The sequence below is a fragment of the Novosphingobium humi genome, from assembly GCF_028607105.1.
Classification (GTDB): Bacteria; Pseudomonadota; Alphaproteobacteria; order Sphingomonadales; family Sphingomonadaceae; genus Novosphingobium; species Novosphingobium humi.
In genome coordinates this window covers 126,761-152,105 of record NZ_CP117418.1, presented here as the reverse complement: position 1 = coordinate 152,105, position 25,345 = coordinate 126,761, and the positions used below count along the sequence as shown (strand labels likewise).

At 64.5% G+C, this 25,345-nt stretch carries 25 protein-coding genes; 16 read left to right on the top strand and 9 right to left on the bottom strand.

The features are described from left to right. Positions 1–4 precede the first annotated feature (4 nt). Genes PQ457_RS16805 through PQ457_RS16790 form a run of 4 tightly spaced genes read left to right on the top strand, consistent with a single transcriptional unit; the run spans position 5 to position 3,513 of the window. On the top strand, positions 5–694 hold the full coding sequence (locus PQ457_RS16805; protein WP_273619997.1) for an isochorismatase family protein: 690 nt from the start codon (positions 5–7) through the stop codon (positions 692–694). Continuing rightward, the gene (locus PQ457_RS16800; protein WP_273619996.1) at positions 687–1,571 is read left to right on the top strand and encodes a polysaccharide deacetylase family protein; all 885 of its coding nucleotides are present in this window, start codon (positions 687–689) and stop codon (positions 1,569–1,571) included. The genes PQ457_RS16805 and PQ457_RS16800 overlap by 8 nt, the downstream gene beginning before the upstream one ends. Further along, the gene (locus tag PQ457_RS16795) at positions 1,568–2,488 is read left to right on the top strand and encodes a polysaccharide deacetylase family protein (protein WP_273619995.1); all 921 of its coding nucleotides are present in this window, start codon (positions 1,568–1,570) and stop codon (positions 2,486–2,488) included. Before PQ457_RS16800 ends, PQ457_RS16795 begins: the two co-directional genes overlap by 4 nt. A gap of 5 nt (positions 2,489–2,493) precedes the next feature. Then, positions 2,494–3,513: a zinc-dependent alcohol dehydrogenase family protein gene (locus tag PQ457_RS16790; RefSeq protein ID WP_273619994.1), complete on the top strand. Its 1,020-nt coding sequence runs from the start codon at positions 2,494–2,496 to the stop codon at positions 3,511–3,513. 1 nt (position 3,514) lies between these two features. Here PQ457_RS16790 and PQ457_RS16785 read toward each other — a convergent pair whose 3' ends face one another. Together PQ457_RS16785 and PQ457_RS16780 are read right to left on the bottom strand one after the other, a co-directional pair. After that, positions 3,515–4,252, bottom strand: coding sequence for a GntR family transcriptional regulator (locus PQ457_RS16785; RefSeq protein ID WP_273619993.1), 738 nt, complete (start codon positions 4,250–4,252; stop codon positions 3,515–3,517). A gap of 116 nt (positions 4,253–4,368) precedes the next feature. Beyond that, positions 4,369–5,625 carry an MFS transporter gene (locus PQ457_RS16780; protein ID WP_273619992.1) on the bottom strand — a complete coding sequence of 419 codons (1,257 nt, stop codon included), beginning with the start codon at positions 5,623–5,625 and terminating at the stop codon, positions 4,369–4,371. Between the two features lie 158 nt (positions 5,626–5,783). Here PQ457_RS16780 and PQ457_RS16775 point away from each other — a divergent pair, with 158 nt between their 5' ends. Together PQ457_RS16775 and PQ457_RS16770 are read left to right on the top strand one after the other, a co-directional pair. After that, the gene (locus PQ457_RS16775) at positions 5,784–7,442 is read left to right on the top strand and encodes an alpha/beta fold hydrolase (protein WP_273619991.1); all 1,659 of its coding nucleotides are present in this window, start codon (positions 5,784–5,786) and stop codon (positions 7,440–7,442) included. Beyond that, complete coding sequence (locus PQ457_RS16770; RefSeq protein WP_273619989.1) at positions 7,439–8,764, top strand: MFS transporter; 1,326 nt, start codon at positions 7,439–7,441, stop codon at positions 8,762–8,764. Before PQ457_RS16775 ends, PQ457_RS16770 begins: the two co-directional genes overlap by 4 nt. Before the next feature lie 42 nt (positions 8,765–8,806). Here the strand turns inward: PQ457_RS16770 and PQ457_RS16765 are convergent, their stop codons facing one another. From PQ457_RS16765 to PQ457_RS16735, 7 genes are read right to left on the bottom strand one after another with little or no spacing between them, the layout of a single operon-like run. After that, a complete protein-coding gene (locus tag PQ457_RS16765; protein ID WP_273619988.1) occupies positions 8,807–9,532 on the bottom strand; it encodes a DUF3108 domain-containing protein in 726 nt (241 codons plus the stop codon). Positions 9,533–9,558: 26 nt separating this feature from the next. Next, complete coding sequence (locus PQ457_RS16760) at positions 9,559–10,221, bottom strand: hypothetical protein (protein WP_273619987.1); 663 nt, start codon at positions 10,219–10,221, stop codon at positions 9,559–9,561. 3 nt (positions 10,222–10,224) lie between these two features. Continuing rightward, positions 10,225–11,070 (bottom strand): alpha/beta fold hydrolase, encoded by an 846-nt coding sequence (locus PQ457_RS16755; protein WP_273619986.1) that lies wholly within the window; start codon positions 11,068–11,070, stop codon positions 10,225–10,227. Beyond that, entirely contained in the window at positions 11,067–11,948 is an 882-nt protein-coding gene (locus PQ457_RS16750; protein ID WP_273619985.1) for a VOC family protein, read from the bottom strand. The genes PQ457_RS16755 and PQ457_RS16750 overlap by 4 nt, the downstream gene beginning before the upstream one ends. Then, the gene (locus PQ457_RS16745) at positions 11,945–13,318 is read right to left on the bottom strand and encodes an MmgE/PrpD family protein (RefSeq protein WP_273619984.1); all 1,374 of its coding nucleotides are present in this window, start codon (positions 13,316–13,318) and stop codon (positions 11,945–11,947) included. Before PQ457_RS16745 ends, PQ457_RS16750 begins: the two co-directional genes overlap by 4 nt. Further along, complete coding sequence (locus PQ457_RS16740) at positions 13,318–14,145, bottom strand: SDR family NAD(P)-dependent oxidoreductase (RefSeq protein WP_273619983.1); 828 nt, start codon at positions 14,143–14,145, stop codon at positions 13,318–13,320. The genes PQ457_RS16745 and PQ457_RS16740 overlap by 1 nt, the downstream gene beginning before the upstream one ends. Next, positions 14,142–14,450 (bottom strand): REDY-like protein HapK, encoded by a 309-nt coding sequence (locus PQ457_RS16735; RefSeq protein ID WP_273619982.1) that lies wholly within the window; start codon positions 14,448–14,450, stop codon positions 14,142–14,144. The genes PQ457_RS16740 and PQ457_RS16735 overlap by 4 nt, the downstream gene beginning before the upstream one ends. Before the next feature lie 190 nt (positions 14,451–14,640). Between PQ457_RS16735 and PQ457_RS16730 the strand changes: the two genes are divergently transcribed. The 10 genes from PQ457_RS16730 (at position 14,641) to PQ457_RS16685 (ending at position 25,315) form a co-directional block, all read left to right on the top strand. Beyond that, a complete protein-coding gene (locus tag PQ457_RS16730; protein ID WP_273619981.1) occupies positions 14,641–15,867 on the top strand; it encodes a class I SAM-dependent methyltransferase in 1,227 nt (408 codons plus the stop codon). After that, entirely contained in the window at positions 15,864–16,226 is a 363-nt protein-coding gene (locus PQ457_RS16725) for a hypothetical protein (RefSeq protein WP_273619980.1), read from the top strand. Before PQ457_RS16730 ends, PQ457_RS16725 begins: the two co-directional genes overlap by 4 nt. After that, the gene (locus PQ457_RS16720; protein ID WP_273619979.1) at positions 16,226–17,611 is read left to right on the top strand and encodes an FAD-dependent oxidoreductase; all 1,386 of its coding nucleotides are present in this window, start codon (positions 16,226–16,228) and stop codon (positions 17,609–17,611) included. The genes PQ457_RS16725 and PQ457_RS16720 overlap by 1 nt, the downstream gene beginning before the upstream one ends. 94 nt (positions 17,612–17,705) lie before the next feature. After that, a complete protein-coding gene (locus PQ457_RS16715) occupies positions 17,706–19,313 on the top strand; it encodes an FAD-binding oxidoreductase (protein ID WP_273619978.1) in 1,608 nt (535 codons plus the stop codon). Beyond that, entirely contained in the window at positions 19,310–20,338 is a 1,029-nt protein-coding gene (locus PQ457_RS16710) for a zinc-binding dehydrogenase (RefSeq protein WP_273619977.1), read from the top strand. Before PQ457_RS16715 ends, PQ457_RS16710 begins: the two co-directional genes overlap by 4 nt. Beyond that, positions 20,338–21,708, top strand: coding sequence for a 3-isopropylmalate dehydratase large subunit (locus PQ457_RS16705; protein WP_273619976.1), 1,371 nt, complete (start codon positions 20,338–20,340; stop codon positions 21,706–21,708). Before PQ457_RS16710 ends, PQ457_RS16705 begins: the two co-directional genes overlap by 1 nt. Continuing rightward, entirely contained in the window at positions 21,705–22,292 is a 588-nt protein-coding gene (gene leuD, locus PQ457_RS16700; RefSeq protein WP_273619975.1) for a 3-isopropylmalate dehydratase small subunit, read from the top strand. The genes PQ457_RS16705 and leuD overlap by 4 nt, the downstream gene beginning before the upstream one ends. Further along, complete coding sequence (locus tag PQ457_RS16695; protein WP_273619974.1) at positions 22,289–23,206, top strand: hydroxymethylglutaryl-CoA lyase; 918 nt, start codon at positions 22,289–22,291, stop codon at positions 23,204–23,206. Before leuD ends, PQ457_RS16695 begins: the two co-directional genes overlap by 4 nt. Continuing rightward, entirely contained in the window at positions 23,203–24,384 is a 1,182-nt protein-coding gene (locus PQ457_RS16690; RefSeq protein WP_273619973.1) for a CaiB/BaiF CoA transferase family protein, read from the top strand. Before PQ457_RS16695 ends, PQ457_RS16690 begins: the two co-directional genes overlap by 4 nt. Positions 24,385–24,406: 22 nt before the next feature. Beyond that, entirely contained in the window at positions 24,407–25,315 is a 909-nt protein-coding gene (locus tag PQ457_RS16685; protein WP_273619972.1) for a hypothetical protein, read from the top strand. Positions 25,316–25,345: the final 30 nt, after the last annotated feature.

Genomic DNA, 25,345 nt, shown 5'->3' with positions numbered 1-25,345 from the left:
GAACATGACGATTGTCGGCACGAAAATGGTGAGCGAGGACAAGACCGCCCGCCAGATCTTCGAGGAGGTGATGGCCAATCCCTCGCGCACCAAGTTCGGCTTTGGTGAAAAGCTGGCGATCGTGAACATTGATTTCCAGAACGCCTATACGCGCATCGACCGCTACAAGACCGCCTATGAAACCGATCCGCGCCAGATCGAATATGTGAACACGATCTCGGCGCTGGCCCGCCAAAAGGGCATGCCGGTGATCTGGACCCATGTGGCCTATGCCGATGACGCCAGCGACGCGGGCGTCTGGGGCACGCGGACCAACACGCCCGATTCTCTGCAAAACATCAAATATGACAGCGACCGCCATGCCTTTGACGAGCGCTGCGAGATCGCGGCGGGCGACACGGTTTACACCAAGCGCATGCCCTCGCCCTTTTTCGAAACACCTCTGCAAAGCCTGCTGGTGTGGCACAAGGTCGATACGGTGGTGATCACGGGCGGATCGACATCGGGCTGCGTGCGCGCGGGCGCGGTGGATTCGCTCTCGCGCGGCTATCGCACCATCGTCCCCATCGAATGCTGCGCGGACAAGCATGAGAGCTATCACTTCGCCAATCTGACCGATCTTCAGCTCAAATATGCCGATGTCGAGCCGGTTCAGACCGTGATCGACTGGCTGGAGGGCCGCCCCGATGCGTGAAGGAGCGCCCGATCCCGAACTCTATGATTTCCAGCGCTATCGCGCCCGCAAGCCTTTTGCATGGCCGGGCGGCAAGAAGGTTGCGGTGTGGATCTCGCCCAATCTGGAATATTACGAGATCGACCCGCCCGCCAATCCGCATCGCAAATCATGGGCCAAGCCTCACCCCGATGTGGTGGGCTATGCCCACCGCGACCATGCCAATCGCGTGGGCCATTGGCGCATGGCCGATGTGATGAGCAAGCATGGCTTCCCCGGCTCGGTCTCGCTCTCGGTGGCCTTGTGCCAGCATCACCCCGATGTGGTGGCCGACGCCAATGCGCGCGGTTGGGAATTTTTCAGCCACGGCATTTACAACACGCGATACTCCTACGGCATGGACGAGCGCCAAGAGCGCGCGATCATCGAGGATTCGATCCGCACCGTGCGCGAGGCCACCGGCCAGACGATCCGTGGCTGGCTGGCGCCCGCGCTGACGCATACGCCGCGCACGCTCGATCTGATTGCCGAATATGGCATGGATTACACCTGCGACCTCTATCACGACGACCAGCCGTTTCCGGTCAAGGTCGCCAAGGGCAAGCTGATCTCCATGCCTTACAGCCTTGAGGTCAACGACCACTATGGCTTCTTCATCTACAATATGAGCCCGCGCGAATATGCCCAGACCTTGATCCGGCAATATGAGCGACTGGCCGCCGAGGAAAGCGGCACGGTGATGTGCATTCCGCTCCATTCCTATCTGATCGGCCAGCCCCACCGCATTGGGCCGTTTGAGGAAGTGTTTCGCCATATCGCCAGCGATGATCGCGCATGGATCACGCGCGCGGGCGACATCGCCGATGCATGGCACGCCGTTCAGGAGGGCGCCCAATGAGCCTCGACCCCAGCTATCTTGAATATGCCAAGCGCGCTCTGGGCTATGACCACGCGCTCTATCCCTATTCGCCCCTGCCCCGCCGTGCGCCTTTGGCATGGCCGAACGGGCGGCGCGTGGCGGTGTGGTTCACGGTCAGCCTTGAATGGTTTCCGATTGTGCCCTCGGACAAGCCTTTCCGCGCGCCGGGCCATATGCAGACCGCCTATCCCGACTATCGCCATTACACCTCGCGCGAATATGGGACGCGGGTGGGCTTTTATCGCCTGCTCGATGCCTTCGACAAAGTGGGGGCAAAGGTCAGCGTCGCGGTCAATGGCGCGATTGCGACGCGCTATCCCCAGATCATGGCCGATATTGCGGCCGCGGGCCATGAGATCATCGCTCATTCCACCGACATGAACGGCACCATTGCCTCCACCCTGCCGGTCGAGGAAGAGCGCGCGCTGATCGCGCAAAGCCTGAACACGCTGGAGGCGGCCACCGGCCAGCGCCCGCGCGGATGGCATTCGATTGCCCGCTCGCAGAGTTTCGCCACGGCGGATCTGCTCAAGGAGGCGGGGCTCGATTACTGCGTCGACTGGGTGAATGACGAAATGCCCTATGCCTTCAACAATGGGCTGGTCAGCATCCCGCTCAACCACGAATTGTCCGACCGCCAGATCATCAATGTTCAGCAGCAGTCGGTGGACAGTTACGCGCAGCAGGTGCTTGATGCCCATGACTGGCTGAGCGCTGAAGCGCAGGCGCAGGGCGGCGGACGGATGCTGCCGCTGCATATCACGCCCTATATCATCGGCCTGCCCTATCGGATGGATGCGTTCGAGGGGCTGCTGGCAGAGCTCGCCGCCCGCCCCGACACATGGTTCGCGCGGGGCGGCGACATTTTCGATGCCTTTGCGGCAAACCAAGGATAATTTCCATGAAAGCCTATGAACTCGGCCCGCAGACCGGGCTGGACAGCCTGCACGCGGTCACGCGCGAAACGCCCAAACCGGGCTTTGGCGAGGTGCTGCTCAAAACCCGCCTGGTCGCGCTCAACAACCGCGACATTCAGGTGCTGGAAGGCCGCTATGGCGCCAAAAAGGCCGAAGACCGCATCCCCGTTTCCGAAGGCGTGGGCGAAGTGGTCGAACTGGGAGAAGGCGTTTCGGGCCTTGCCTTGGGCGATCGCGCGGTTTTTGCCCATTTCGTCAACTGGATCGACGGCGCTTTTGCCCTGAGCCACTTTGGCACCGATTACGGCATCACCCATGATGGCTGGCTGGCCGAATATATCCGCGTTCCGGCCGCCGCGCTGGTCAAGGTGCCGGCAAGCCTGTCCGACGAACAGGTCGCCCCGCTTGCCTCCTCGGCGCTGACGGCGTGGCATGCCGTGGTCGAGGTCGGCCAGATCAAGGCCAGCGACACCGTGCTGGCGCTGGGCACCGGGGGTGTAGCCATCTGGGCGCTGCAAATCGCCAAGGCGCATGGCGCGCGCGTCATCATCACCAGCTCAAGCGATGAAAAGCTCGAACTGGCCCGCAAGCTGGGCGCGGACATCACCATCAACTATCGCACCCACCCCGATTGGGAGGCCGAGGTGATGAAGGCCACCAATGGCGCGGGCGCCGACATCATCGTCGAGACCGGCGGCTATGACACCCATGCCAAGTCGGTCCTCGCCGCCGCGCCCAATGCGCGCATCAGCTTTATCAGCGTGGCCCCGCGCGAAGGCGCCCCGGCGATCAACGTGGGTCTGGTGATCTTCAAGAACCTCGTCCTCAAAGGCATTGCCGAGGGCAGCCGTGCAATGCTGGCCCGTCTGGTGCGGACCATCGAGCAACAGAATATCCAGCCGGTCATCGACAGCACCTTTGCCTTCGACGAGGCACCTGCGGCCTATGCCCGGCTTAAATCAGGCGGGCATGTCGGCAAGATCCTGATCCGCGTTGCCTCGTAACCTATTCACCGCCGGGCAGGTTCAGATCCATCCGGATATGGAACCTGTCCGAGCGGTAATGGGCATGGGTGAGCAGAAACGGCCGCCCTTGCCGGTCATAGACGGTGCGGCTGATCCGCAGCAATGCGGCGCGCGGTTCAATATCCAGCGCCTCGGCCAATTGCGTGTCGGCCTGAAGGGCGCCGATAGTCTGCTCGGCATGGGCGGCATGAAATCCCGCCTCATCCAGCAAGGTCAGGATCGGCGCCCGAACCAGACTGAGCTGGGTGATGGCGGCCTGCACGCCGGCCGGGACATAGGACACGACATAGCCCAGCGGCTCGCCATCCAGACAGCGCACACGCACCGCGCGCACAACCTGTTCGCCTTCGGCCAGTTTCAACGCCTTGGCCACCGTCAAAGGCGGGTTTTCCAGCGCCACCTCGATCACGTTGACCGTGGTGCCCTGCCCCAGCGCCATCAGCGAATCGAGCGCCTGATCGATGTTGGCCGAGATCGGCTTGGCCGGTGAGCGGAAGGTGACGCAGGTGCCAATCCGGCGGCGCCGTTCAACAAAATGGTGAAGCGCCAAATCGTTAAGCACCCGCCGCGCGGTGATCCGCGAGACCCCATAGAGATCGGACAATTCCTGCTCTGTGGGCAAAAGACTGCCAAAGGGCCGCTCGCCGGAGAGGATCTCGTCGCGCAATTGCAGATAGATCTGGTGATAGAGCGGCACAGCCGCATCCCGGTCAACCAACGACTGCCTCCCCCATTGGCGCCCATTGACCCATCGCCAATGACCCGGCCCAGCCAACGATCAAGCCATCGCCTTTAGGCAAAAGCGTGCCTCAATACAATTGGCGACTGCCCCCGCTATTCCACACCCTCGGGATATGGCCCCATGGTCAGCAACAACAGCGATCCGGCCAGAATACAGCCCACCCCGCTCCACATGGCCAGAGCATAAGTGCCAAGGCGGTCAAAGATATAGCCGTAAATTGCCGGACCCAGCCCGCCGCCCACGGCAATGACAATATAAAACACACCGTAAATCGTGCCATATTGCCGGCGCCCGAAATAGCGGGCGATCAGATAGGCCAGAAGGTCGAATTCAAACCCCGTGCCCAGCCCCATGCCGATGATGGCCAGAATGGCCGTGGTCGCGCTGATCGATCCGCCCGCCAGAACCGCATTGCCCACCGCAGGCAGCATGAACACGATCAACGCGCAACCGGGCGCCCACAACCGATCCAGCAGCAGGCCGCCCCCCACGCGCCCGGCGATCACCGCAAGGCCAAAAAAGGCCGTGATCCCGCCGATCTGGGGCAGGGTGAAATGGTGGGTCTTGAGAATATTTTCCATGTTGGGCGTGGTGGCCGTCAGGGCGAAAGCCAGCAGCAGGAAGCTGAGCGCCATGATCCACAGGCGGCGATCGCGCAGAGCCTCAGAAAGCGTGGCGCCCGGCTCGACCGGTTCGGATGCGCCATGGGCGGCCAACGCGCGGGGCGGCTCGCGAAACAGCCAGTAGATCAGCGGGAGCGCCACCAGCAGAGGCAAGGCACCGACCACGGCAATCGCCACCCGCCAACCAAAGGCACCAATCAGCCATGCCGTCAAAGGCTTGACCATAAAAGCCGTCAACCCGGTGCCCGCGCTGACCACGCCAAGGGCCAGTCCGCGCTGGCGATCAAACCAGCTGTTGATCACGCGGGTCCATGTCGCCGTCAGCGTGCCCGCGCCCAGCGCGCTCATCAGCACCCATTGCGCATAATAGATCCACAGCGTGCCATTGGCCAAAGCCAGGCTCATGAAGCACAGCCCGAACAGCACGACCGAAACCAGCGCAACCCTGCGCGAACCATAGCGATCCAGCGCAATGCCCGCCACCGGCCCGGAGGCCACCACCACCAGCGATTGCACCGTCACGCTGGTCATCAATTGGGTAAAGGTCCAGCCGAAGGCCTTGGCCAGTTCGGGCGCGAACATTCCGATCGTATAGAAAGGCAGCGGGCTGAGCCCCAGCGCCAGACCAACCATCCCGGCCAGCACCACACCCCACCCCTGCGCCGAATCGCGATAGGCGGGCGGCTCGGTTGCGGCCTCGATTGCAGGTGCCTGCGTGGTGGTCAAAGTCGGCCCTTTCCTTGCATTGTCGGGTCAGAATGCCAGCAAGTTTGGGCTGGACACCATGATCAAGATGACACACAAATACTTATATACATATATCATTTAAACGCCTGCCGGCATTTGTCCGCATGGCGGCAATTATCCAGCCACACGAGCATGCCATGCCTTCAGAGCATTCCAGTATCAGCATCACGCGCGCCTATGTCTGTGTGCATGGCCGGCTGGTTCACTACCGCACCTGCGGCCAGGGGCCATGCGTTGTTTTGCTGCATGACTCGCCGCGCTCCTCGCGGCTGCATCTGACCACGATGCAATTTCTGGCGCGGCGCTTTACCGTGGTGGCGCTCGATACGCCCGGCTATGGCCTTTCCGATCCGCTGCCCGCGCGCGATCCCACTATCGAGGATTTCGCCGCATTTCTGGGCGAAACGCTGCGCCAACTGGGGCTGGCGCGGGCTCCGCTCTATGCCACCCACACCAGCGCCAAAATCGCGCTGGCGCTGGCCGATGCGGGCGGAGCGATGGCGCAACTGGTGCTCGATGGCCTTTCCATGCCCGAAACACCGGCCGATGACGCCTTTATCGCGCGCTATATGCGCCCCTTTGCCCCCGACCCCGGCGGCGCCTATCTGACGGCGGAATGGAGCCGCCAGCGCGACATGCTGCGCTGGTTTCCATGGTTTGACACAAGGCCCGAACGCCGCATCGCCATGGAGGCCCCCGACGCCGCATGGATGGCCGATTATGGTATAGACCTGTTCAGCGCCGGTCCGCATTACAGCGATGCCTATGCCGCCGCCATGCGCTATGATCCGGCGCCCGCGCTGGCCCGCGTGACCGTGCCGACGATCGTGGCGGCAAGGCGCGATGATGTGCTCCATGCCTATCTGGCGCGGGCCGGGGCCTGCGGCAATCCGATGGTCACGACCCAAAGCCTGCCCGCAGACACCGCGCAATGGCGCGAATGGTTGCTGAACGCGCTGGCCGATGGCGCAAGGGAAACGGCCTTGCCCGCGCCCCAACCTGCCGCGCGCCATTATGCCGACCATCGCGGCGGCGCGCTGCACATCACACGGTCCGGCCCGCCCGATGATCAGCCTTGGCTGATCCTGTCCGCGCCCACCACCTTGCAGGCGCATGTCTGGGGGCGGGACCTTTCGCGATTTTGCGGGGTGATCGTGCCTGACCTGCCCGGTTTTGGTGAAAGCGATCCTTTGCCGCCGGGCGCCAACCTGAGCGATTTTGCGCAGGCTTTGAGTGAAGCTATCGCGAAGATGGGCGTCAAAAGAGTTCGCGTTCTGGGCATTGGCATGGCCGCGCCTTTGGCTGCCGCTCTTGCCGCCGCCTGCCCGGACCGCGTGGCCATGGTGGCCATTGACGGCCTGCCGCCCATAGGTCGGACATGGGGCCCGAATCTCTATCCCGCCATCCCTTTCGATGCGCTGGCGGGCACCCACCTCCATCGCATCTGGCACATGCTCCGCGATGGGGAAACGCAATGGCCATGGTTCGACAACAGCCCCGCCGCCCGGCGCCGGCTGCCGCCGATATTGGCCGCTGACGCGCTGCATGCGGCGCTGACCGGTGTGTTGAAGCAGCCTGAACATTGGGGACAGGCCGCCCATGCCTCGGTCGAGGGCAACCTTGCCACGCTATGGGATGCGGTGAACGCGCCGCTGGTGGCCTTTCGTCATGCCGATCCCGCCTATGCCGATACGCCGCGCCTGAAACAGGCGCGTTTGATCGCAAGGCCCGACGACACCGCAGCAGCCGCCCATATTCTCGCCCATCTTGACGCAGCCCAACCGGAGGCCTCGTGACCCAACTCTCTTATGCCTCCTATCGCCGTGCATGGTATGCCGTCGCGCTGCTGACACTGGCCTATGCGCTGGCGATCCTTGACCGTGTTTCGATCTCGCTGCTGATCGTGCCCCTGCAAAAGGCGCTGCACATCCATGACACGGAATTCGGCCTGCTTCAGGGCATGGCCTTTTCCATCGTCTATTCGCTGCTCGGCCTGCCTTTAGGCGTGGCGGTGGACCGCAAACGGCGGGTGCCGATCATGGTGGGAGGGCTGGTTCTCTGGAGCCTTGCCACCATCGGCTGCTCACTGGCGCAAAGCTTTGGGCAATTGTTTTTCGCGCGCATGCTGGTGGGCATAGGCGAGGCCAGCCTTGTGCCGGTCGCAACCTCGCTGATCGCCGACCTGTTCACCCCGGACATGCGCCCCAAGGCTTACGGCGTCTTTGTCACCGGGTCGACGCTGGGCACGGCCTCGGCCATGGCCCTGTCGGGGGTGTTTCTGGGCTGGGCCGATCGGCTGATCCTTGGCCTTCCCGCGCTGTTCGGCGCGATGCAGCCATGGCAGATCGTGTTTATCCTGTGCGGCGCGCCGGGGCTGGTGCTGGCGCTGGTGCTGGCCTTGACGGTGCGCGAACCGGCGCGGCGCGGCGCTGTGGCCACCGGCGCGATCAGCCTTGCCCCCGTGTGGCGCCTGTTTGCCCGGCGCCCGCGCGCCTATGGCCTGTTCCTGCTCGGCTCGGTGCTCAATCTGACCTGCGTTTATGCCATCGTCGGCTGGTTTCCCGCGCTGTTCATCCGCGTGCATGGCTGGAGCGCCAGCACGACCGGCAAGATACTTGGCATCGGCGGCCTGCCGATCTCGATCTTTGCCGCCGTCAACAGCGGCTGGGTGATCGTGGCTCTGGCGCGGCGCGGGCATCGCGATGCGCCGGTGTGGGTGGCGGCGGCCTGTGCGGCGTCCATGGTGCTGTTCGGGGTGCCCGCCTGCCTTGCCTCTTCGGCATGGGTGGCGCTGGGGGGCTATATGCTCAACGCGCTGTTCGTGAACTGGAACACCTCGGCGGTCTATGCCGGATTGGCCCAGATCACCCCCAATGCGGCGCGCGCCCAAATGATGGCGGTGCACACTATCCTGTCGGGCCTTGTTGCGCTGACGGCGGGGAATTTCATGGTAGGAGCGCTGTCGGATTATGTGTTTCCGGGGCCAAAGGGCATCGCCCCCGCCTTGGGCACCGTTTTCTTCCTGTGCGGGCTGGGATCGTTTCTCTGCTTCATGGCGGCCCGGCCCGCCTATCGCGAGGCGGCCGCCGCGCTGGAAGCCAATGAAGGCGCCGTCTGATCACGCAATCTGGGGGAGCGGCAAGGCCCTCCCCCCATCTTCTCAGCGCTTCAATTCGGCCAGTTCGTACCAGGTCTGCATATAGCCGCCCACGCCGCCCTGAACAAAGATCGCATCGTCATCCGCCGTCACCCAGACGTCATAGGGGGGATGCGCATGACCGCCCGCGCTGACCATGCCGCCATCGGGATCGGTGAACTGATAGTGATAGCATTCAAACGTGCCGGCCTGGACGGTCACGGTCTCGGTGCCGACATAGCCCAGCTTGATGACCGATTCCGCGATAAAGGGCGGGGTTGCCCCGCGATGGTCGGGCGAAGGCAGGAAGCAACGGAAATTGCGCGGCTCGGTGGTGCTGCGGTCGATCTTGCGGGTGATATAGGCGTCGGCCACAATCGGATGCGTGCCGAAACCGTCATAGGCGCCATTGGCGGGCATCTTTTGCGACACGCGGCCGATGCTGGGGCCAAAGCTTTCGCATTCGATCGTGTCGGCATTCATCAGGAACCAGCCCGAACCCATGAACTTGTCGCCAACTGTCAGGCGCACGAAGCAATCGGTGGGCATGTCATTCGCATCGAGGCTGTAGACGATGTCGCGGTGAACGGTGGGCGCCGGTTCGTCGATCTCGCAGCGCGCGCGCAAGGTCTTGCGGCCATCGGTGTGGTGGGTCCAGGTGAAATATTCGCGGCCCCGCTCCTCGCCCTCGCGGCCCGGTTTGCGCGAAGTGTAAAGGATGCTGCCCGTAATGGTGCGATGTTGCTGCATAGCGGATACTCCAGTGTAAAAGGGGATCAGACCGGCGTGCCCAGACCGAGGAAGCAGGCGGCCAGCACCAGCGCCCAGATGACCTGAACCGTGGGCGTGGTGATGCCCAGCACCCGCCGGATCGTGGCGTCGGTGTCGGGCGTGGCGCCGGTGGATTTCATGGCGATGATGGCGGGAAACAGCGGCACGAGCTGGATCCGCACGATCAGGCCAATGACGATGCAGGCGGCCAGCACCAGCAATTTGAGCGCGATGAACAAAGGCATCGCCAGCGCCCCGGTCAAACCGGCGACACCGGCCCCGGCGAGCGAAGCCAGAACGACATAACGCACCGCAATGTCGACCTTTTTATAGGTCGCGCCCGCAGGCCCATGGCGCAGATGCACCAGCCATGCCAGCACCAGCCATGCCAGAAACGCCGCCCATACGAGCCCCAACCAGCCATGCGGCACCGCCAGCCAGCCCTTGACCGCCGCCAGCGTAAAGCCGGTGGGGAAGGCAAGGATCAGCGTCGTGCGCGGCGCCATGTCGATGTTGTTGAGGATGGTGAGCGCCAGCATCCGCTCTGGCACGCTGCGCCGCGCGTCAATCAGGAAACGCGCGCTGTAGAACGCCCCCAGATCGCCGCCCAGCCAATAGATCGGGATCAGGACATGGAGCAAGGTGAGAAGCGTGACAGGCCAGTCCATCGCTCAGCCTTCCTGATAGAAGCGGGTCATGACCGCCTTGCGCCGGCTGCGAAATTCGGGATCGTCAAAGCGCGGCAGGGCCTCGAATGCTCCGTTGGGCAAGGCGGCGGCAATCGCCTGCGTGCCTTCGATCAGCGGATCGTTGGCCCCGGCAATCACCAGCGCAGGCTGGGCAACCAAAGGCATCCTTGCCGCCGCATCCCATTGAAACGCCGCGCGATAATTGAGGTGATAGGTCTGGCACCCCTTCATCACCTCGAGCACCCATGCGTGGAGATCGCCCGGATGGGGCAGGCCGCCGATCCGCTGATGCGCCTTGTCGCGCTTGTACCATGGGAAGAACAGGTACTGATCGCGGCAGAACTGGAAAATGCGCGAGAGATAGGCGCCGTCCAGATCGGGATCGAAAGGATGGGCATAGTGGACCAGAATGTCGGCCAGCTCTTCCTCGCTCATCACGCTGATGCCGTCCAGCACCACGCGCGCCACGCGATCGGGCGCCATGATCGCCAGTTCCGCGGCAATCGCGGCCCCGGTGTGCGAGCCATAGACATGGGCCTTTTCCACACCCATCGCATCGAGAAAACCAAGATAGGCCGCCGCCATATCCGGCACCGTCAACTCGGCCTTGCCCAAGGCCTCGCTGTCGCCGTTTCCGGGCGTGTCGGGCGCGAGAACCCGCGTGTCGGCGGCAAAATCGGTGATCAGCCCCACCTGCTGGCGCGACGAGCCGGGCGAGGCATGGATCACCAGCAAAGGCTCGTTGCCCGCACTCAGCGATCCGGCGCCCGCATGGCGATAATGCATCTGGCCATGGGCAAGATCGACGAAGCCGCGACGGATTTTCATGCCTCGATCACCTCCAGCAACGCGCCTTCGGGTGTGGTCAGCATGCCCACCCGGCGACCTTCATAGAGCGGGCCTTGCAGCACCACAGGTTCGACGGCCCAGTGGCCATCGAGGCGGACGAAATCGGGATGGCTCATCGTCGTCATCGCAACGCCGGGCGCCAATTCGCCCGCCACGCCTTCGCGCACTGTCGCCTGCGCCGGATATTGGTCCAGCTCGATAAACACCTCACCCTGCCATTTGCCGGTCACCAGTTCGACCTTCTCGCCCTCGGGCAAGGCAAAGCTTTTGGAGATCATCGAATAGTGGATCGCCACCGGCTCGATCACCTCAAGCCCCAGCACATCGCGCACCCACGCGGCCGATTTGCGCAGATCGGGGCAGGCCAGAACCATGATGAATGGCCGGTCCACCAGCGATTGCGGCGAGGGCAGACCATGTTCCGGCCCCGACACCAGCATCTGGGTCAGATAGACGATTTCCTTGTCCGGCCCCCTCACCTGCATCGGCTTGACCGTGGCGAAACCATCAAGGTTTCTGGGCGGGCCGATCACCTCAAAGGGCGATGCCTTCATGCGTTCATGGACCGCATCGACATCGGTAACGCAAAGCTCGATCGCGGCCCAGCCATAGCTGCGGATCGGCTCGTAATCGGCCACCACCGTGCCTTCGACCAGACGCAGGAACGTGGCCGCCCCCGATGCCGGCTGAAGCAAGGCATAGCGCTTGCCCTTGCTGGCGGGCGCAAGCCACAGGGCGGCAAGGGCATCATCGACCTCGCCCTGCTCGACCACGCGATAATCCATCCATTCGGCATAGCGCGCCGCCGCCGCCGCGACATCAGCCACCACATGGGTCGCGCATTTCAACAAGGTCATCCCAGCACTCCAGCAGCACGGATCAGGGCCACCGCATCGGGGGCCGCCTCCATCGATTGAATTTGTTCGGCCAGCGCCGGGGCAGCATCGCCCAGCCCGGCAAAGTCGAGGCAGGATTGCGCCTTGGCGCCACGTTCGGCAGGCGACAAAGGCCACGCGGGCGAGCCGAACTGGGCCGAAACATCCTCGATCATCTGCGTGCCGTTGCACAGGATGGCCATGGCGCGCGCGGGCACAAAGGCGGCCGCATCGGGATTGTCATCGGCCACCACGGCAATCCGCCGCGCCACGGCCAGCACCGCCGGATCATCAAGCGCCTCACGCGTGAAATCGCCAAGACCAATGCCCCCGCGCACCAGCACGCAGGCCGCCAGATAGGGCAGGCACAGGCGCGCATAGGCCACCTCCATGCCGGGCTTGGCGGGCCGTCCGACAAGGCGATGGATCAAAGGCGGCGCGCGATATTCCAGCGCCCTCAGGTCCTGTGCGATCAGCCCGCGCGCCATCAGATTTTGCACCGCAACGATGCCGCCATGGCCCGCCCTGCCCGTCGGAAAGGGCTTCCAGCTTACCTCGGCGATGCGGTGTCCGGCGGCCAGCAGCGCGATGGCCGCGTCCAGTTCCTCGCGCACCTCCATCAGCGGAAAATAGCCGAAAGGCCCGGTCAGAGGATCGCGCACCCCCGGCATGCCGCCCCGCGCCAGATCAACCGCCACCAGCGCATTGCGCGCGGCCGCCGCCACCTGCACCGGCAGCGCGGGCTTGCCCTCCAGATGCGCCTGCATCGTGCCCGACACCAGCGCGAGGGCATGGCCAAAGGCATCAAGGGCCATCTCGCGCGGCATGGCGCGCATTGAAGCGATCCCCGCCACACAGCCAAAGATCCCCGCCGTCGCGGGCCGAAAGAATTTGAGCGCGCCGGGCGCGGCCAGCCCCAGCGTGACCGAAACATCGACCCCGGCCACTATTGCCGTCAGCAATTGCTCGCCGCTGACCGGAGCGCCGCGCTCGGCCTCGGCCAGCAGGGCGGCAAGCAGCGTAGCCATCGGGTGCAGCACGGCCGGTTCGTGAACGCAGTCGAATTCCTGCCCGTGGATCTGATAGGCGTTCACAAAGGCCGCCGCGCCTGAGGGCAAGCGAACGCCCGGCCGCCCCAAAACGCCCGCTACGCGCCCCGCGCCCCAGCCCCGCGCCATGGCCAGCACCGCTTCGGCATGGGCCGCCCCCACCCCCGCCGCGCCCACGGCCAGCGTATCGTGCAGAAAGGCCAGCGTCCTTTCCCGCGCCGCGCCGGGCACATCGGCCCAGCGCAGGTTCAGCGCGTGATCGACCAGAACCTCGGCGGGATTGGATGGCGGATTCCGGGCCATCAATGCGGCTCCTCGCCGCCCGAAACATTCATGCTCTCGCCCGTGATATAGGCGCCGTCATCGCTGCACAGAAAAGCCACCGCGCCCGCCGTGTCACCCGGCAATCCGGGGCGACCCAGCGGAATGCGCGCGGCCATCCGCTTGAGATATTCCTCGACGCTGATGCCCTGCAATTCGGCGAAATGCTCGTTCTGCCACGCGCCCAGCCCGGTCGTCACATGGTTGGGGCAGACATTGTTGACCGTGATCCCATGTTCGCCCAATTCGATGGCGGCCGAGCGGGTCAGCCCAACCAGTCCATGTTTCGAGGCGGTATAGGCCTGCGCATGGGGAAAACCCGATTTGGCGGCCTGGCTGGCGATATTGATGATGCGCCCGCCGCGGCCCTGCTGCACCATGATTTCGGCGGCGGCCTGCAAACCGAACCATGCGCCGGTCAGGTTGACATCGATCACCGCGCGCCAGTCATCGGGCGACACCTCGGCCAGCGGCTTCATAATATAGCCGATGCCCGCATTGTTGACCCAGATGTCGAGCCCGCCATGCATGTCCACCGCATGTTTGGCCAGCGCCCGCACGCTGTCGGGATCGCGTACATCGCAGACGCAGGTGCTGGCCGGATTGGGCAGGCCGGCGGCAATCGCCTTCATCTCGTCGGTGCCGCCGATCATGCTGTCGGGGGTGGCGGCATCACGGCTGGTGCCGATGTCCGAAATCACGAGGGTCGCCCCCTCCTCGCTCAGGCGGCGGGCAATCGCCTCGCCCAGCCCGCCCTTGCGGCCCGAACCGGTGACAACCGCGACCTTGCCCGCAAAACGCCCGCTCACGCGGTGATTTCCTGCGTGGTGATAAAGGTCACATCGACCATCTCGCCAAAGGCGGCGGCCACGGCCTGCATCGCCTCGGTGGCCACATCGCGGCCTAACTGGTCCATGTCGTTGATGTCGAGCACTTCGATATGGCTGTAGGGCGGCGTAGCATCGCTGCCCAAAAGGCCGGTCGCGGCAAACAGGCGGAAGGAATCGACCGAGGGCAGCCCATTGGCCGTGGGCAGATCCACCGTCCGGGCCCATTCCAGATAGGCTTGAGGGTCGACACCGGGCTTGAGGTTGAAAAGCGCGAAGATCCGCATTGAGGTTGCTCCTTATAGCAAATGCGCCTGTGCCCAGACCTGCGCGGGGCGCAGTCCTGTGACACCGGCCGCGTCGGCTATGACCGCTGCTCGGTCATCTGCCATCGGTTTTGGCTGTTGGGTTCAGGCTAACTTGCTCTTGGGGCCAAGGCAATATAGCTTATCATTATACCAAATAAAGGACTCGCCCATGGCCGACCCTCAGCGCAGCAATCACCCCGCACCCGAATATGATGGCCCGCCCGATTACCGGGTGATCGGCCGCCATGGCGTCTTTCCCGAAACGAGCCATGACGAGATCGAACGGATCAATTTCCTGGCCCAGATGAACCGCCATCTGGCCGCCCGCGTCGTGCCGGGCGTCAAGGCCGCCTATGAGGCGCGCGTGGCGCCCAAATTCGCCGCCGCCCATGGCCGCCCCATCGCCACCCGCCACGAGGCGCGCAAGGCGATGCTGGAGGACCCCGCATTCTGCACGTGGTCGGCCCTGCGCCGCATGACGATGGAGCAGCGCCAGCAGGCGGGCCGCTGGACCGCGATCCGCCAGCGCGAGGAACTCAACGCGCGCGGCAAGGCGTTGATCGAGGGCGATGACCGACTGGTGCTCAACCCCGCGCTGGAAATTCCGCGCTATGTTTCGGCGGTCGATCACCATTGCATGCCGGGCAGCTATCACATAGAATATGCGCCCGACGATTTCACCAATGGCGCCAATTACGACCATGCCGGTTTCGTCACCACGGGCGGCCTTCTGGGCAAATATTCCGATGGCGGCGGCCATGCCGTGGTGCAGTGGGTGAAAAAGAACCTGCCCGATTTCGCGCCCAAAAAGATCTTGGAATTCGGCGGCACGGTGGGCCATTCCAGCCTGCCTCTGGCGCAGGCGTTCCCCGATGCGGAACTGACGATTGTCGATCTTGGCGCGCCGGTGTTGCGCTATGGTCTGGCGCGGGCGAAATCACTGGGCATCAACAATGTCCGCTTCGTTCAGGCCAGCGCCGAGAACCTGAAGGACATCTTCGAGGACGCCAGCTTCGACTGGGTGCAGACCACGATGTTCCTGCATGAGCTTTCGACCCGCGCGCTGCGCAACATCTTTGCCGAAAGCCACCGCCTGCTGCGGCCCGGCGGCATCGTGCTGCATGTCGAACAGCCGCAATATGCCCCCGACATGCCGCTGTTTGAACAGGCGATGCGTGATTGGGACGCGTTCTACAACAACGAGCCGTTCTGGAGCCGGATGCACGAGATGGATCTGGACGCGGAAATGGAGCGCGCCGGGTTTGACCGCAGCAAAATCATCCATGGCGGCGTTTACGGCGTGGTGGACCGCGAGATCTTCCCCGACGCCGCCGAAGACAACACCGAGGATTATGGCCGCAAGGCCGCATGGCATGTGATCGGAGCCGTGGCATGAGCTTTAACGACGCCTTGAACGAAGCCGGAGCCAAGCCCGCCGGCAAGCGCCCCTACTTCCTTGAACCCCAGGTCGAGCGCGTGCTGGCCATCACCATGAGCATCGCGCAGGAACTGGCCGTGGCCCATCAGCGCGCCGACACGCTGGAGCGGTTGCTCAGGGCCAAGGGCATTCTGGCCGAAGGCGAGATCGACGCCTTTACCCCCGATGCCGCCGCCAGCGCCCAGCGCCAGATGTGGAATCAGGAATATATCGCCCGCATCCTGCGCATCGTCCAGCAGGAGAACGAGGCCGCCGCCCTGTCCGATGATGTGGCCAGCGGCGAGATGGCCGATGACATGGTGCGGGATGCGGATTGATGGAATTTGAATTTTCCATTCCCGTACTGGTGGTTGGCGGGGGCGCCTGCGGCTGTATCGCGGCGCTTTCGGCCCGCGATGCCGGGGCCGAGGTGCTGCTGGTCGAGGCCGATGAGCGCCCGATGGGCACAACGGGCATGTCGATGGGCCTGATCTGCGCAGCAGGCACGCGCGCGCAGGCTGCCAAGGGTATCGCCGACAGCGCCGACGCCTATTACGACGACATCATGGCCAAGACGCGTGGGGAAACCGATCCGGTCATCGCCCGCGCGATTGCGGACCATTCCGGCCCCACGCTCGACTGGATGGCCGATCGCCTGTCGATGCCGTGGGAACTGGATATGGGCTTTCGCCCCTCCTATGGCCTCTCCACCTATCGCATGCATGGCTGGCACGGCCATGATGGACAGGACATGGTGGACCTGCTGCACCAGCGCCTTGAGGACGAAGGGGTGATGGTGATGCTGGGCGCGCGGCTGGTCGAGATCCATGCGGACGACACGGGCCGCGTGCTGGGCGTCAGCCTGAAGCGCCCGGATGGTTCGTTGGAGCAGGTGGGCTGCGAAAGCCTGATCCTGGCCAGCGGCGGCTATGCGGCCAACCACGATCTGCTGGAGCGCTATATCCCCTCGATGGCCCACGGCCGCAACAATGGGCATGAGGGCAGCGACGGCACCGCCGTCATGCTGGGGCAAAAACTGGGGGCCGCTTTGGGCGATATGGGCGCCTATCAGGGCTATGCCATGCTGACCGATCCGCAGGGAATTTCGGTGGTGCCGGGCGTGATCGTCGATGGCGGGATCATCGTCAATGCGGGCGGCGAACGCTTCTGCGACGAAAGCGAGGATATTGCCGGGATGGTCCATCCGGTGATGGCCCAGGGCGGCCCGTGCTGGGTGGTGCTGGACGAAAGCATTGCGGCGGCGCAGGCCTATACGCCTGAAATGAAGACGCTGGCCGATTTGAACGCCGCGCGGCGGGGCGCGGACGCCGCCGCTCTGGCTGATGCCATCGGCGTTCCGGCGCAAACTCTGTCGGCCGCTCTGGCCGAAGCCGCGCAGGCCAAGGCGCAGGGCCGCCCCGATGCATGGGGGCGACGCTGGGACGATGCCACCCCGCCGCAGGGCGCGCTGCTGGCCTACAAGGTGGTGGGCGCGATCTATCACACGCAGGGCGGACTGCAGATCGACGGAGAGGCCCGCGTGCTGCGCGAGAATGGTTCGCCCTTGCCCAATCTGTTTGCCGGGGGCGGCGCGGCGCGCAGCGTCTCGGGGCCCGCCCATTGGGGCTATCTGCCGGCGATGGGGCTGTGCACGGCGGTCACGCTGGGGCGCCTTGCGGGTCTGTCGGCGGCCAAGCTGACACTATCCGACCCGGTGGCCTGACGTCTTCATCCGACAGGAGGATAGATCACCGCTCTGCCTCCGCCCAATTGCCATACGACTATATCAAAACTTCTTCCAGATCCGAAAGGCCATCATGTCGCAGGAAACCGCAACAATTTCCGCCCCCTGCCCCGCCGAACTGCGTTCGCGCCTTGCGTCCATCGTGGGCGAAGCCAATCTGCGCGAGGATGAGGCAAGCCGCCGCCTGTTCAGCGAGGACATCTGGAGCGCATCGGACCACACGGTGATGCTGATCGTCGCGCCGGGCAACACGGCCGAACTGGCCGCCGTGGTCAAGGCCGCGGTCGAGGCGGGCGTGGATCTTGCACCGCGCGGGGCAGGCATGACCTATACCAGCGGCTATATCCCGGCGACCGACACCACCCTTTCGATCGACACTTTGCGCATGAACCGCATCCTGGCGATCCGCGAAGAGGACATGACGATCACCGTCGAGGCGGGCGTATCGTGGAAAGCCATTGACGATGCGCTCCAGCCCCTGGGTCTGCGCCTGCCCTTCTGGGGCCCGATGAGCGGGATCTACTCGACCATCGGGGGCGGCCTGTCGAACCATAATGCCATGTTCGGTTGCGCCCAATATGGCACCTCGACCGAAAGCGTGATTGCCATCACGATGGTGCTGGCCGATGGCTCGGTGCTGAAAACGGGCGCGCGCGGGCCGGATGGCGAAACGCCCTTCTATCGCCACTATGGCCCTGATCTGGCGGGCCTGTTCATGGGCGATGCCGGAACGCTGGGCATCAAGGCCGAAATCACTTTCCGCCTGATGCGCCGCCCGCAATTTGAAGACAGCGTGAGCTTCAGCTTCAAGACCGGCCCGATCATGCTCGAGGCGCTGGCGGAAATGACGCGGGCGGGCATTGCATCGGAAACCTGCGGTTTCGATCCGGGCCTGACCAAGGTCCGTATGCGCCGCATGGGCATGACCAATGACGTCAAGGCGCTGGGCGCGGTGATGGCCAAGGAAAAGTCGGTGTTTGGAGCGCTCAAGGCCGGCCTGAAAATCGCTGCTGCCGGGCGCAACTTTATCGAGGAGGAGGAATACCCCCTCCACATCACCGCCGAGGGGCGCTGCAAGGAGGCCGTGGCCGCCGATATTGCCAAGGCACGCGAAATTGCCGCGCAATATGACGGCGTGGAAATCGCCAACACCATCGCCAAGGTGATCCGCGCGATGCCCTTCCCGCCGCCCAACTCGATCCTTGGGCCCGATGGCGAAAGCTGGGTGCCGGTTCATGGGCAGGTTTCGCTCTCCAACGCACCCAAAATGTTCGCCGACATCAGGGCCTATTTCGACAGCATGGCGGGCGAGTTCAACCGGCTGGGCATCCACACCGGCTTCCTCTTCTCCTCGCTGCACAATAACGCCATCTGCATCGAGCCGGTGTTCTTCTGGCCGCAAGGCTATCGTCCCGTGCATGAGAGCCTGGTTGAACCTGAACATCTGGCCCGTCTCAAGCAACTGGGCGATGCGCCGGAAGCCAGCGCCGTGGTTCACGCCGCGCGCGAGCAGGTGAAGCGGATTGCCGAATCCTATGGCTGCGCCCATTTCCAGATCGGGCGAGCCTACAAATATCGCGAGAGCCGCGATCCGGCCTTCCTGCGCGTGCTCGATGCGGTCAAGGCGGTGGTCGATCCCAAGGGGCAGTTGAATCCGGGCTGTCTGGGGTTTCCCGCGTGAACACCTGCCCGACGAACACCTACCGCGCGATCCGGCTGGAAACCATCGCGCCCTCGTTCCGCGAAGGCTGCGTGATCCGTGAACTGCCCTTGAGCGATCCGGCGCCGGGGGAATTGCGCGTGCGTAACCTCTATTGCGGCATCAACGGCATTTTCGACACGCAGATCGCGCGCGATGCCGTCGATTATGTCAAGATCGCCCTGCCCACCTATACCGGGGTCGAGGCGTTGGGCGTGGTCGAGGCGGTGGGTGCGGGCGTGGCCGATTTCGCGCCGGGCGATGCGGTGGTTACCACGCGCTTTACCGGCGGATACCGCGAGGCCAATATCGCGCCTGCCGCCAATTTCCTCAAAGTGCCCTCGGCCGATCCCGACTGGCTGGCGCTGTGCAGCACCGGGGTTTCGGCCATGGTCGCGCTGGACGTGATCGGACAGTTGCAGCCGGGCGAGACGGTGGCGATTTCGGCGGCGGCGGGGGGGCTGGGCCATTTCCTTGTCCAGATCGCGGCGGCGCGCGGGTGCCATGTCGTGGCGGTCTGCGGGGGCGCGCAGAAGGCCGCTTTCGTGCGCTCGCTGGGCGCGGCGCGGGTGATCGATTACCGCGCCGAAGATGTCGCCACAGTGTTGAACAGCGAATATCGCAACGCGATCAATGTGGCGGTCGATACGGTGTCGGGGGCGATCTTCGATGCGTTCCTTGCCAATCTGGCCAACCATGGACGGCTGGTGGTGGGCGGTGCGGCGGCGGATTTGAACGGCGTGCCTGAAATCGTCAGCGGCCCGCGCATCGCCAATGCGATCTATTACAAGGGCGCATCGGTGCGCGGTTTCATGAACGGCCTGCTCACCTCGCATTGGCCTGAGGCGCGCGAGAAACTTTTCGCGCTCTATGCCGAGGGCAAGGTGAAGGTCCATTTCGACACGCCGCGCTTTACCGGCCTCGAAGGCATTTACGATGCGGTCGAACGCCTGCTTTCGGGCGCATCCAGCGGCAAGGTCATCGTCGATCTGCGGGGCGCCGCGTGATGGCGCGTACTCTGGCCGACAAGATATGGGACGCCCATGTCACCGCCACCACGGCTGCCGGTTCGGATCTGGTGGCGATCGACCGGGTGTTTTTGCATGAACGCACCGGGGCCTCGGCGCTCAAAAGCATGGCGGCGGCGGGACGGCCGGTGGTTGATCCGCGCCGCGTCTTTGCCGTGATGGACCATATCGTCGACACCCGCCCCGGCCGCGGTGACCAGACGCTGATGCCGGGCGGACAGGCCTTCATCACCGAGACCCGCGCGGCGGCGATGGCGGCGGGCATCACCCTGTTCGACGTGACCGACCCGGATCAGGGCATCACCCATGTCATCTCGCCCGAACTGGGCATCGTGCTGCCCGGCTGCACGCTGGTCGCGCCCGACAGCCACACCTGCACGCAAGGGGCGCTGGGCGCGCTGGCATGGGGCATCGGATCGTCCGAGGCCGAACATGCGATGGCCACCGGCGTGCTGCGCCTGCCCCGGCCCAAGACCATGCTGGTGCGTTTTGACGGCGCATTGTCGCCCGGCGTCACGGCCAAGGACATGGCGCTGGCGCTGATCGCGGCGCATGGCGCAGGCGGCGGCGCGGGCCATGTGGTCGAATTTGCCGGATCTGCGGTGCGCTCGCTCGACATCGAGGCGCGCATGACCTTGTGCAACATGGCGACCGAATTTGCCGCTATGGCCGCCATCATCGCGCCCGATGAAAAGACCTACGCCTGGCTGGCGGGTCGCCGCTATGCGCCGGCGGCCTTTGATGCGCCCTATTGGGCCGATCTGCATTCCGACGAGGGCGCGGCATTCGACCGCACCATCATCATCGACGCCTCCGCCATCGCGCCGATGATCACATGGGGCACCAGCCCCGAGCACGCGATCCCCATCGACGCCACTGTGCCCACCGGGCCAACCCGCGCGCATGACTATATCGATCTTGCCCCCGGCACGCGGATTTTGGGCACGCCCATTGATGTTGCCTTCATCGGGTCCTGCACCAATGCGCGCCTGTCCGATCTGCGCCGCGCCGCCGCGCTGGCCAAAGGGCGCCATATCGCGCCCTCGATCCAAAAGGCGCTGGTCGTACCGGGCAGCGGGGCGGTCAAGCGTGCCGCCGAAGCCGAGGGGCTGGACAAGATCTTCGAGGCCGCCGGTTTCGAATGGCGCGAGAGCGGCTGCTCGCTCTGCTTCTTTGCGGGCGGTGAGAGCTTCCCCGCAGGCAGCCGCAGCATTTCGAGCACCAACCGCAATTTCGAAGGGCGGCAAGGCCCCGGCATCCGCACCCATATCGCCAGCCCCGAAGTCGTCGTGGCCAGCGCGATTGCGGGCGTGATTGCCGACCCCCGGCTGCTGGAGGCGCAGGCATGACCCCCTTTACCACGCTGTCGGCCATGGCCGCGCCATTGCTGGCCGACAATATCGACACCGATGCCATCATCCCCAGCCGCGAGATGAAATCGACCGGGCGCACGGGTCTGGCCGAGGGCCTGTTCGCCCCATGGCGCTATATCGAGGGGCGCGTGCCCAATCCCGAATTCGTGCTGAACCGGCCCGAATATGCAGGCGCACAAATCATCGCCGGGGGCGCCAATTTCGGCTGCGGGTCCAGCCGAGAACATGCGGTCTGGGCACTGGCCGAATATGGCGTGCGTTGCATCATCGCCCCCGGTTTTGCGCCGATTTTTGCGGCCAATTGCATCCGCAACGGGCTGCTCCCGCTGGTCCTGCCGCGTGATGCGGTGGAAAGCATCGCCGGGCGCGAGGTCCATATCGACCTTGCCGCCCAGACGCTGACCTGCGGCGCGGACACGCATCCTTTCCCCATCGAGGCCGAGGCCAAGGCCATGCTCCTTGAAGGGCTGGACGCCATCGACCTCACCCTGAAATCGCGCCCCGCCATCGCCGCATGGACCGATGCCGACCGCGCGGCGCGCCCATGGATCTATCTATGACTTTCATCACCATCTCCGAAGTCGGCCCGCGCGACGGGCTCCAATCGATCAAGCCCGTCATGCCGCTGGAGGCGAAAAAGGCGTGGATCGCGGCCGAGGCCGCCTGCGGCGTGCCGGAAATCGAGGTGGGCAGTTTCGTGCCCCCCAGCCTTTTGCCGCAAATGGCCGACACGGCCGAATTGGTGCGTTTTGCGCGCGGGATTCCGGGTTTGAACGTCGTCGCGCTGGTGCCCAATGCCAAGGGCGCCGCGCGCGCGGTCGAGGCGGGCGTGCATGGCTTTTCCGCCCCCTTCTCGATGAGCGAGACGCATTCGATCCGCAATGTCCGCAAGGACCACGCGCAGATGATCGAGGAAATCCGCGCGATGGGCCGGATCGCGGCCGAAGCGGGTGCCCATTTCGCGGTGGGCCTTTCCACCGCCTTTGGCTGCACCATTGAGGGCGCCGTGCCGGAGGCCACCGTGGTGCGTCTGGCGGCGGCCAGCGTCGAGGCGGGGGCCAAGGAATTGAGCCTGTCCGACACCACCGGCTATGCCGATCCGGCGCAGGTGCGCCGTCTGGTGCGCGCCGTGCGCGCCGAGGTGGGCGAGGCGCTGACCACGCTCCACCTGCACAATACGCGCGGGCTGGGTCTGGCCAATGCGCTGGCGGGGCTGGATGAAGGGATCACCACTTTGGATGCCTCGCTGGGCGGCCTTGGCGGCTGTCCCTATGCGCCGGGGGCCTCGGGCAATCTGGTCACCGAGGATCTGGTGCTGATGCTTAACGCGATGGGCTACAAAACCGGCATTGATCTGGAAAAGCTTTTGAAAGTACGCGCCATTTTGGCCGAGGCCCTGCCGGAGGAGCCGCTCTATGGTTTCACCCCCGATGCGGGCGTGATGATGGATTATCATGAAAGGATCGCCCAATGAGCCAGAACCCCACCCCTCTGGCGGGCATTCGCGTGATCGAGTTCACCCATATGGTGATGGGTCCGGCGGTGGGCCATATCCTCGCCAGCCTTGGCGCCGAGGTGATCCGCATCGAGCCCATCGGCGGGGATGCCACGCGGCGGCTGCTTGGGTCCGGCTCGGGCTATTTCCCGATGTACAATCGCGGCAAGCAGTCGATCTGCCTTGATCTCAAAAGCGCCGATGGCGTGGGCGTCGCGCGCGATCTGGTGGCGGGGGCCGATATTCTGGTCGAGAATTTCCGCCCCGGCGCGCTCGACCGCATGGGCCTGTCCTATGAGGCGATGGCGCAGGCCAATCCGCGCCTGATCTATTGCAGCGAGAAGGGTTTCCTGCCCGGCCCCTATGAAAACCGCACCGCGCTGGACGAAGTGGCGCAGATGATGGGCGGCCTTGCCTATATGACCGGCCCTCCGGGACGGCCCTTGCGCGCAGGGTCCAGCGTGATCGACGTGACAGGCGCGATGTTCGGCGTGATCGGCATTCTGGCCGCGCTGGAGGAACGCCATCGCACCGGACGCGGGCAAAAGGTCGTGGCCAGCCTGTTTGAAACCACCGCCTATCTGGTGGGGCAACATATGGCGCAGTTTGCCGTGACCGGCAAACCCGCCGCGCCCATGCCCGCGCGCATTTCGGCCTGGGCGATCTATGACGTGTTTGAAACGCAGGACCTGCCGGTGTTCATCGGCGTGGTGTCCGACAGCCTGTGGGAAAAATTCTGCGCGCTGCTGGGCTTTGACGAATTGTGGGCCGATGAGAGCATCCGCGCCAACAACCAGCGTGTTCTGGCCCGCGACCGCATTCTGCCCATCGTGCGCGAAAGGGTCGCCGGGTTCACCCGCGCCGAAATCATCGCGCGGCTCGAAGGCACAGGCATCCCCTTTGCCCCGGTCAGCAAGCCCGAGGAATTGTTCGACGATCCGCAGTTGGCCGCAGGGGGACTGGAAACGGTGTTCCTCGACGATGGGCGCGAGACGAAATTGCCGACCGTGCCGCTGGAGATGGCGGGCAAGCGGACCGGGGGCGAAAACCATCTGCCCCGGCCGGGACGCGATGCCCGCGAGGTGCTGAACGCGCTGGGCTATGATGATGCCAGGATTGAAGAATTGATCGGTGCGGGGGCGGTTGGCGCCCTTTGAGGCCGAAAATGGGGGAAATGCGATGAGCGAAGCCTTTGAGACCGATACCGGCGATGAAGCGCTGTTGATGAGCCGCCGGATGCTGATGGCCGGTGGTCTGATGTTGGGGGCAGCCGCAAGCATGCCCGCCATGGGGGCCACCCCGGCCACCAGCGCGCGCGAAGAAGGCATCCCGACCGATCCAGCCGCCCGCATCGCCATGATCCGCCGGATGCGGATGCGCGCCGATGCCGGGCCGGTGTTCTGGTGGTTCCGCGGGCGCAATTATGCCCAGCAGGGCGCGAAACTGATCCCCATGTGCGACATGATCTTTGGCGCGCTGATGGATATTCGCCCCACGGCCGATGGCGGGTTGATGACCACACAATATGAACTGGCCTTCCGCTGCGCGCTGGACAGCGGCGTTCGAGCCGAAAAACTGCTCAACCCGATCACCGGCACGATGGTCGATGTGCCTTTCGCTCCGGTCGGGCCGACCAAAGTGGTGTATAACGCGGAAAACGTGCTGCAATTGCCGCCGACCATCGGCGGATCGAAATTCACGGTCGAGCATGTGCCGGAACTGTTCTTCCGTATCGGCGACACGGTCTGTTTCCAGACCCACAGCCGCGCGCGGGCCGAAACGCAGGGGCAGAGTGATCGCGTGCTCAATGATATGAGCATGATCTGCAGCCCCGCCGCCGAGGCGCTCGATCCCAAGCGCGCCTTTGCCAGCGCGACGGCCTATGGCACGGATGTCACCGATTACGCGCGCTGGTGGAAAATGCCGCCGGGCCTGGGCACCCAGACCCTGCGCAGCGCGGGGATGAAAGTGGCGCGTTATCAGGACATGCCGCAGGATTGGCGCGATATGGTGGCCAAGGCCGACCCGGCAATGGCCGCCGATCCGATGGGCGTTCTGGCCCGCAGCTCGGCAATCTATCGCAATTAAAACTTTCGGGCACGGCCCCGGCACGAACCC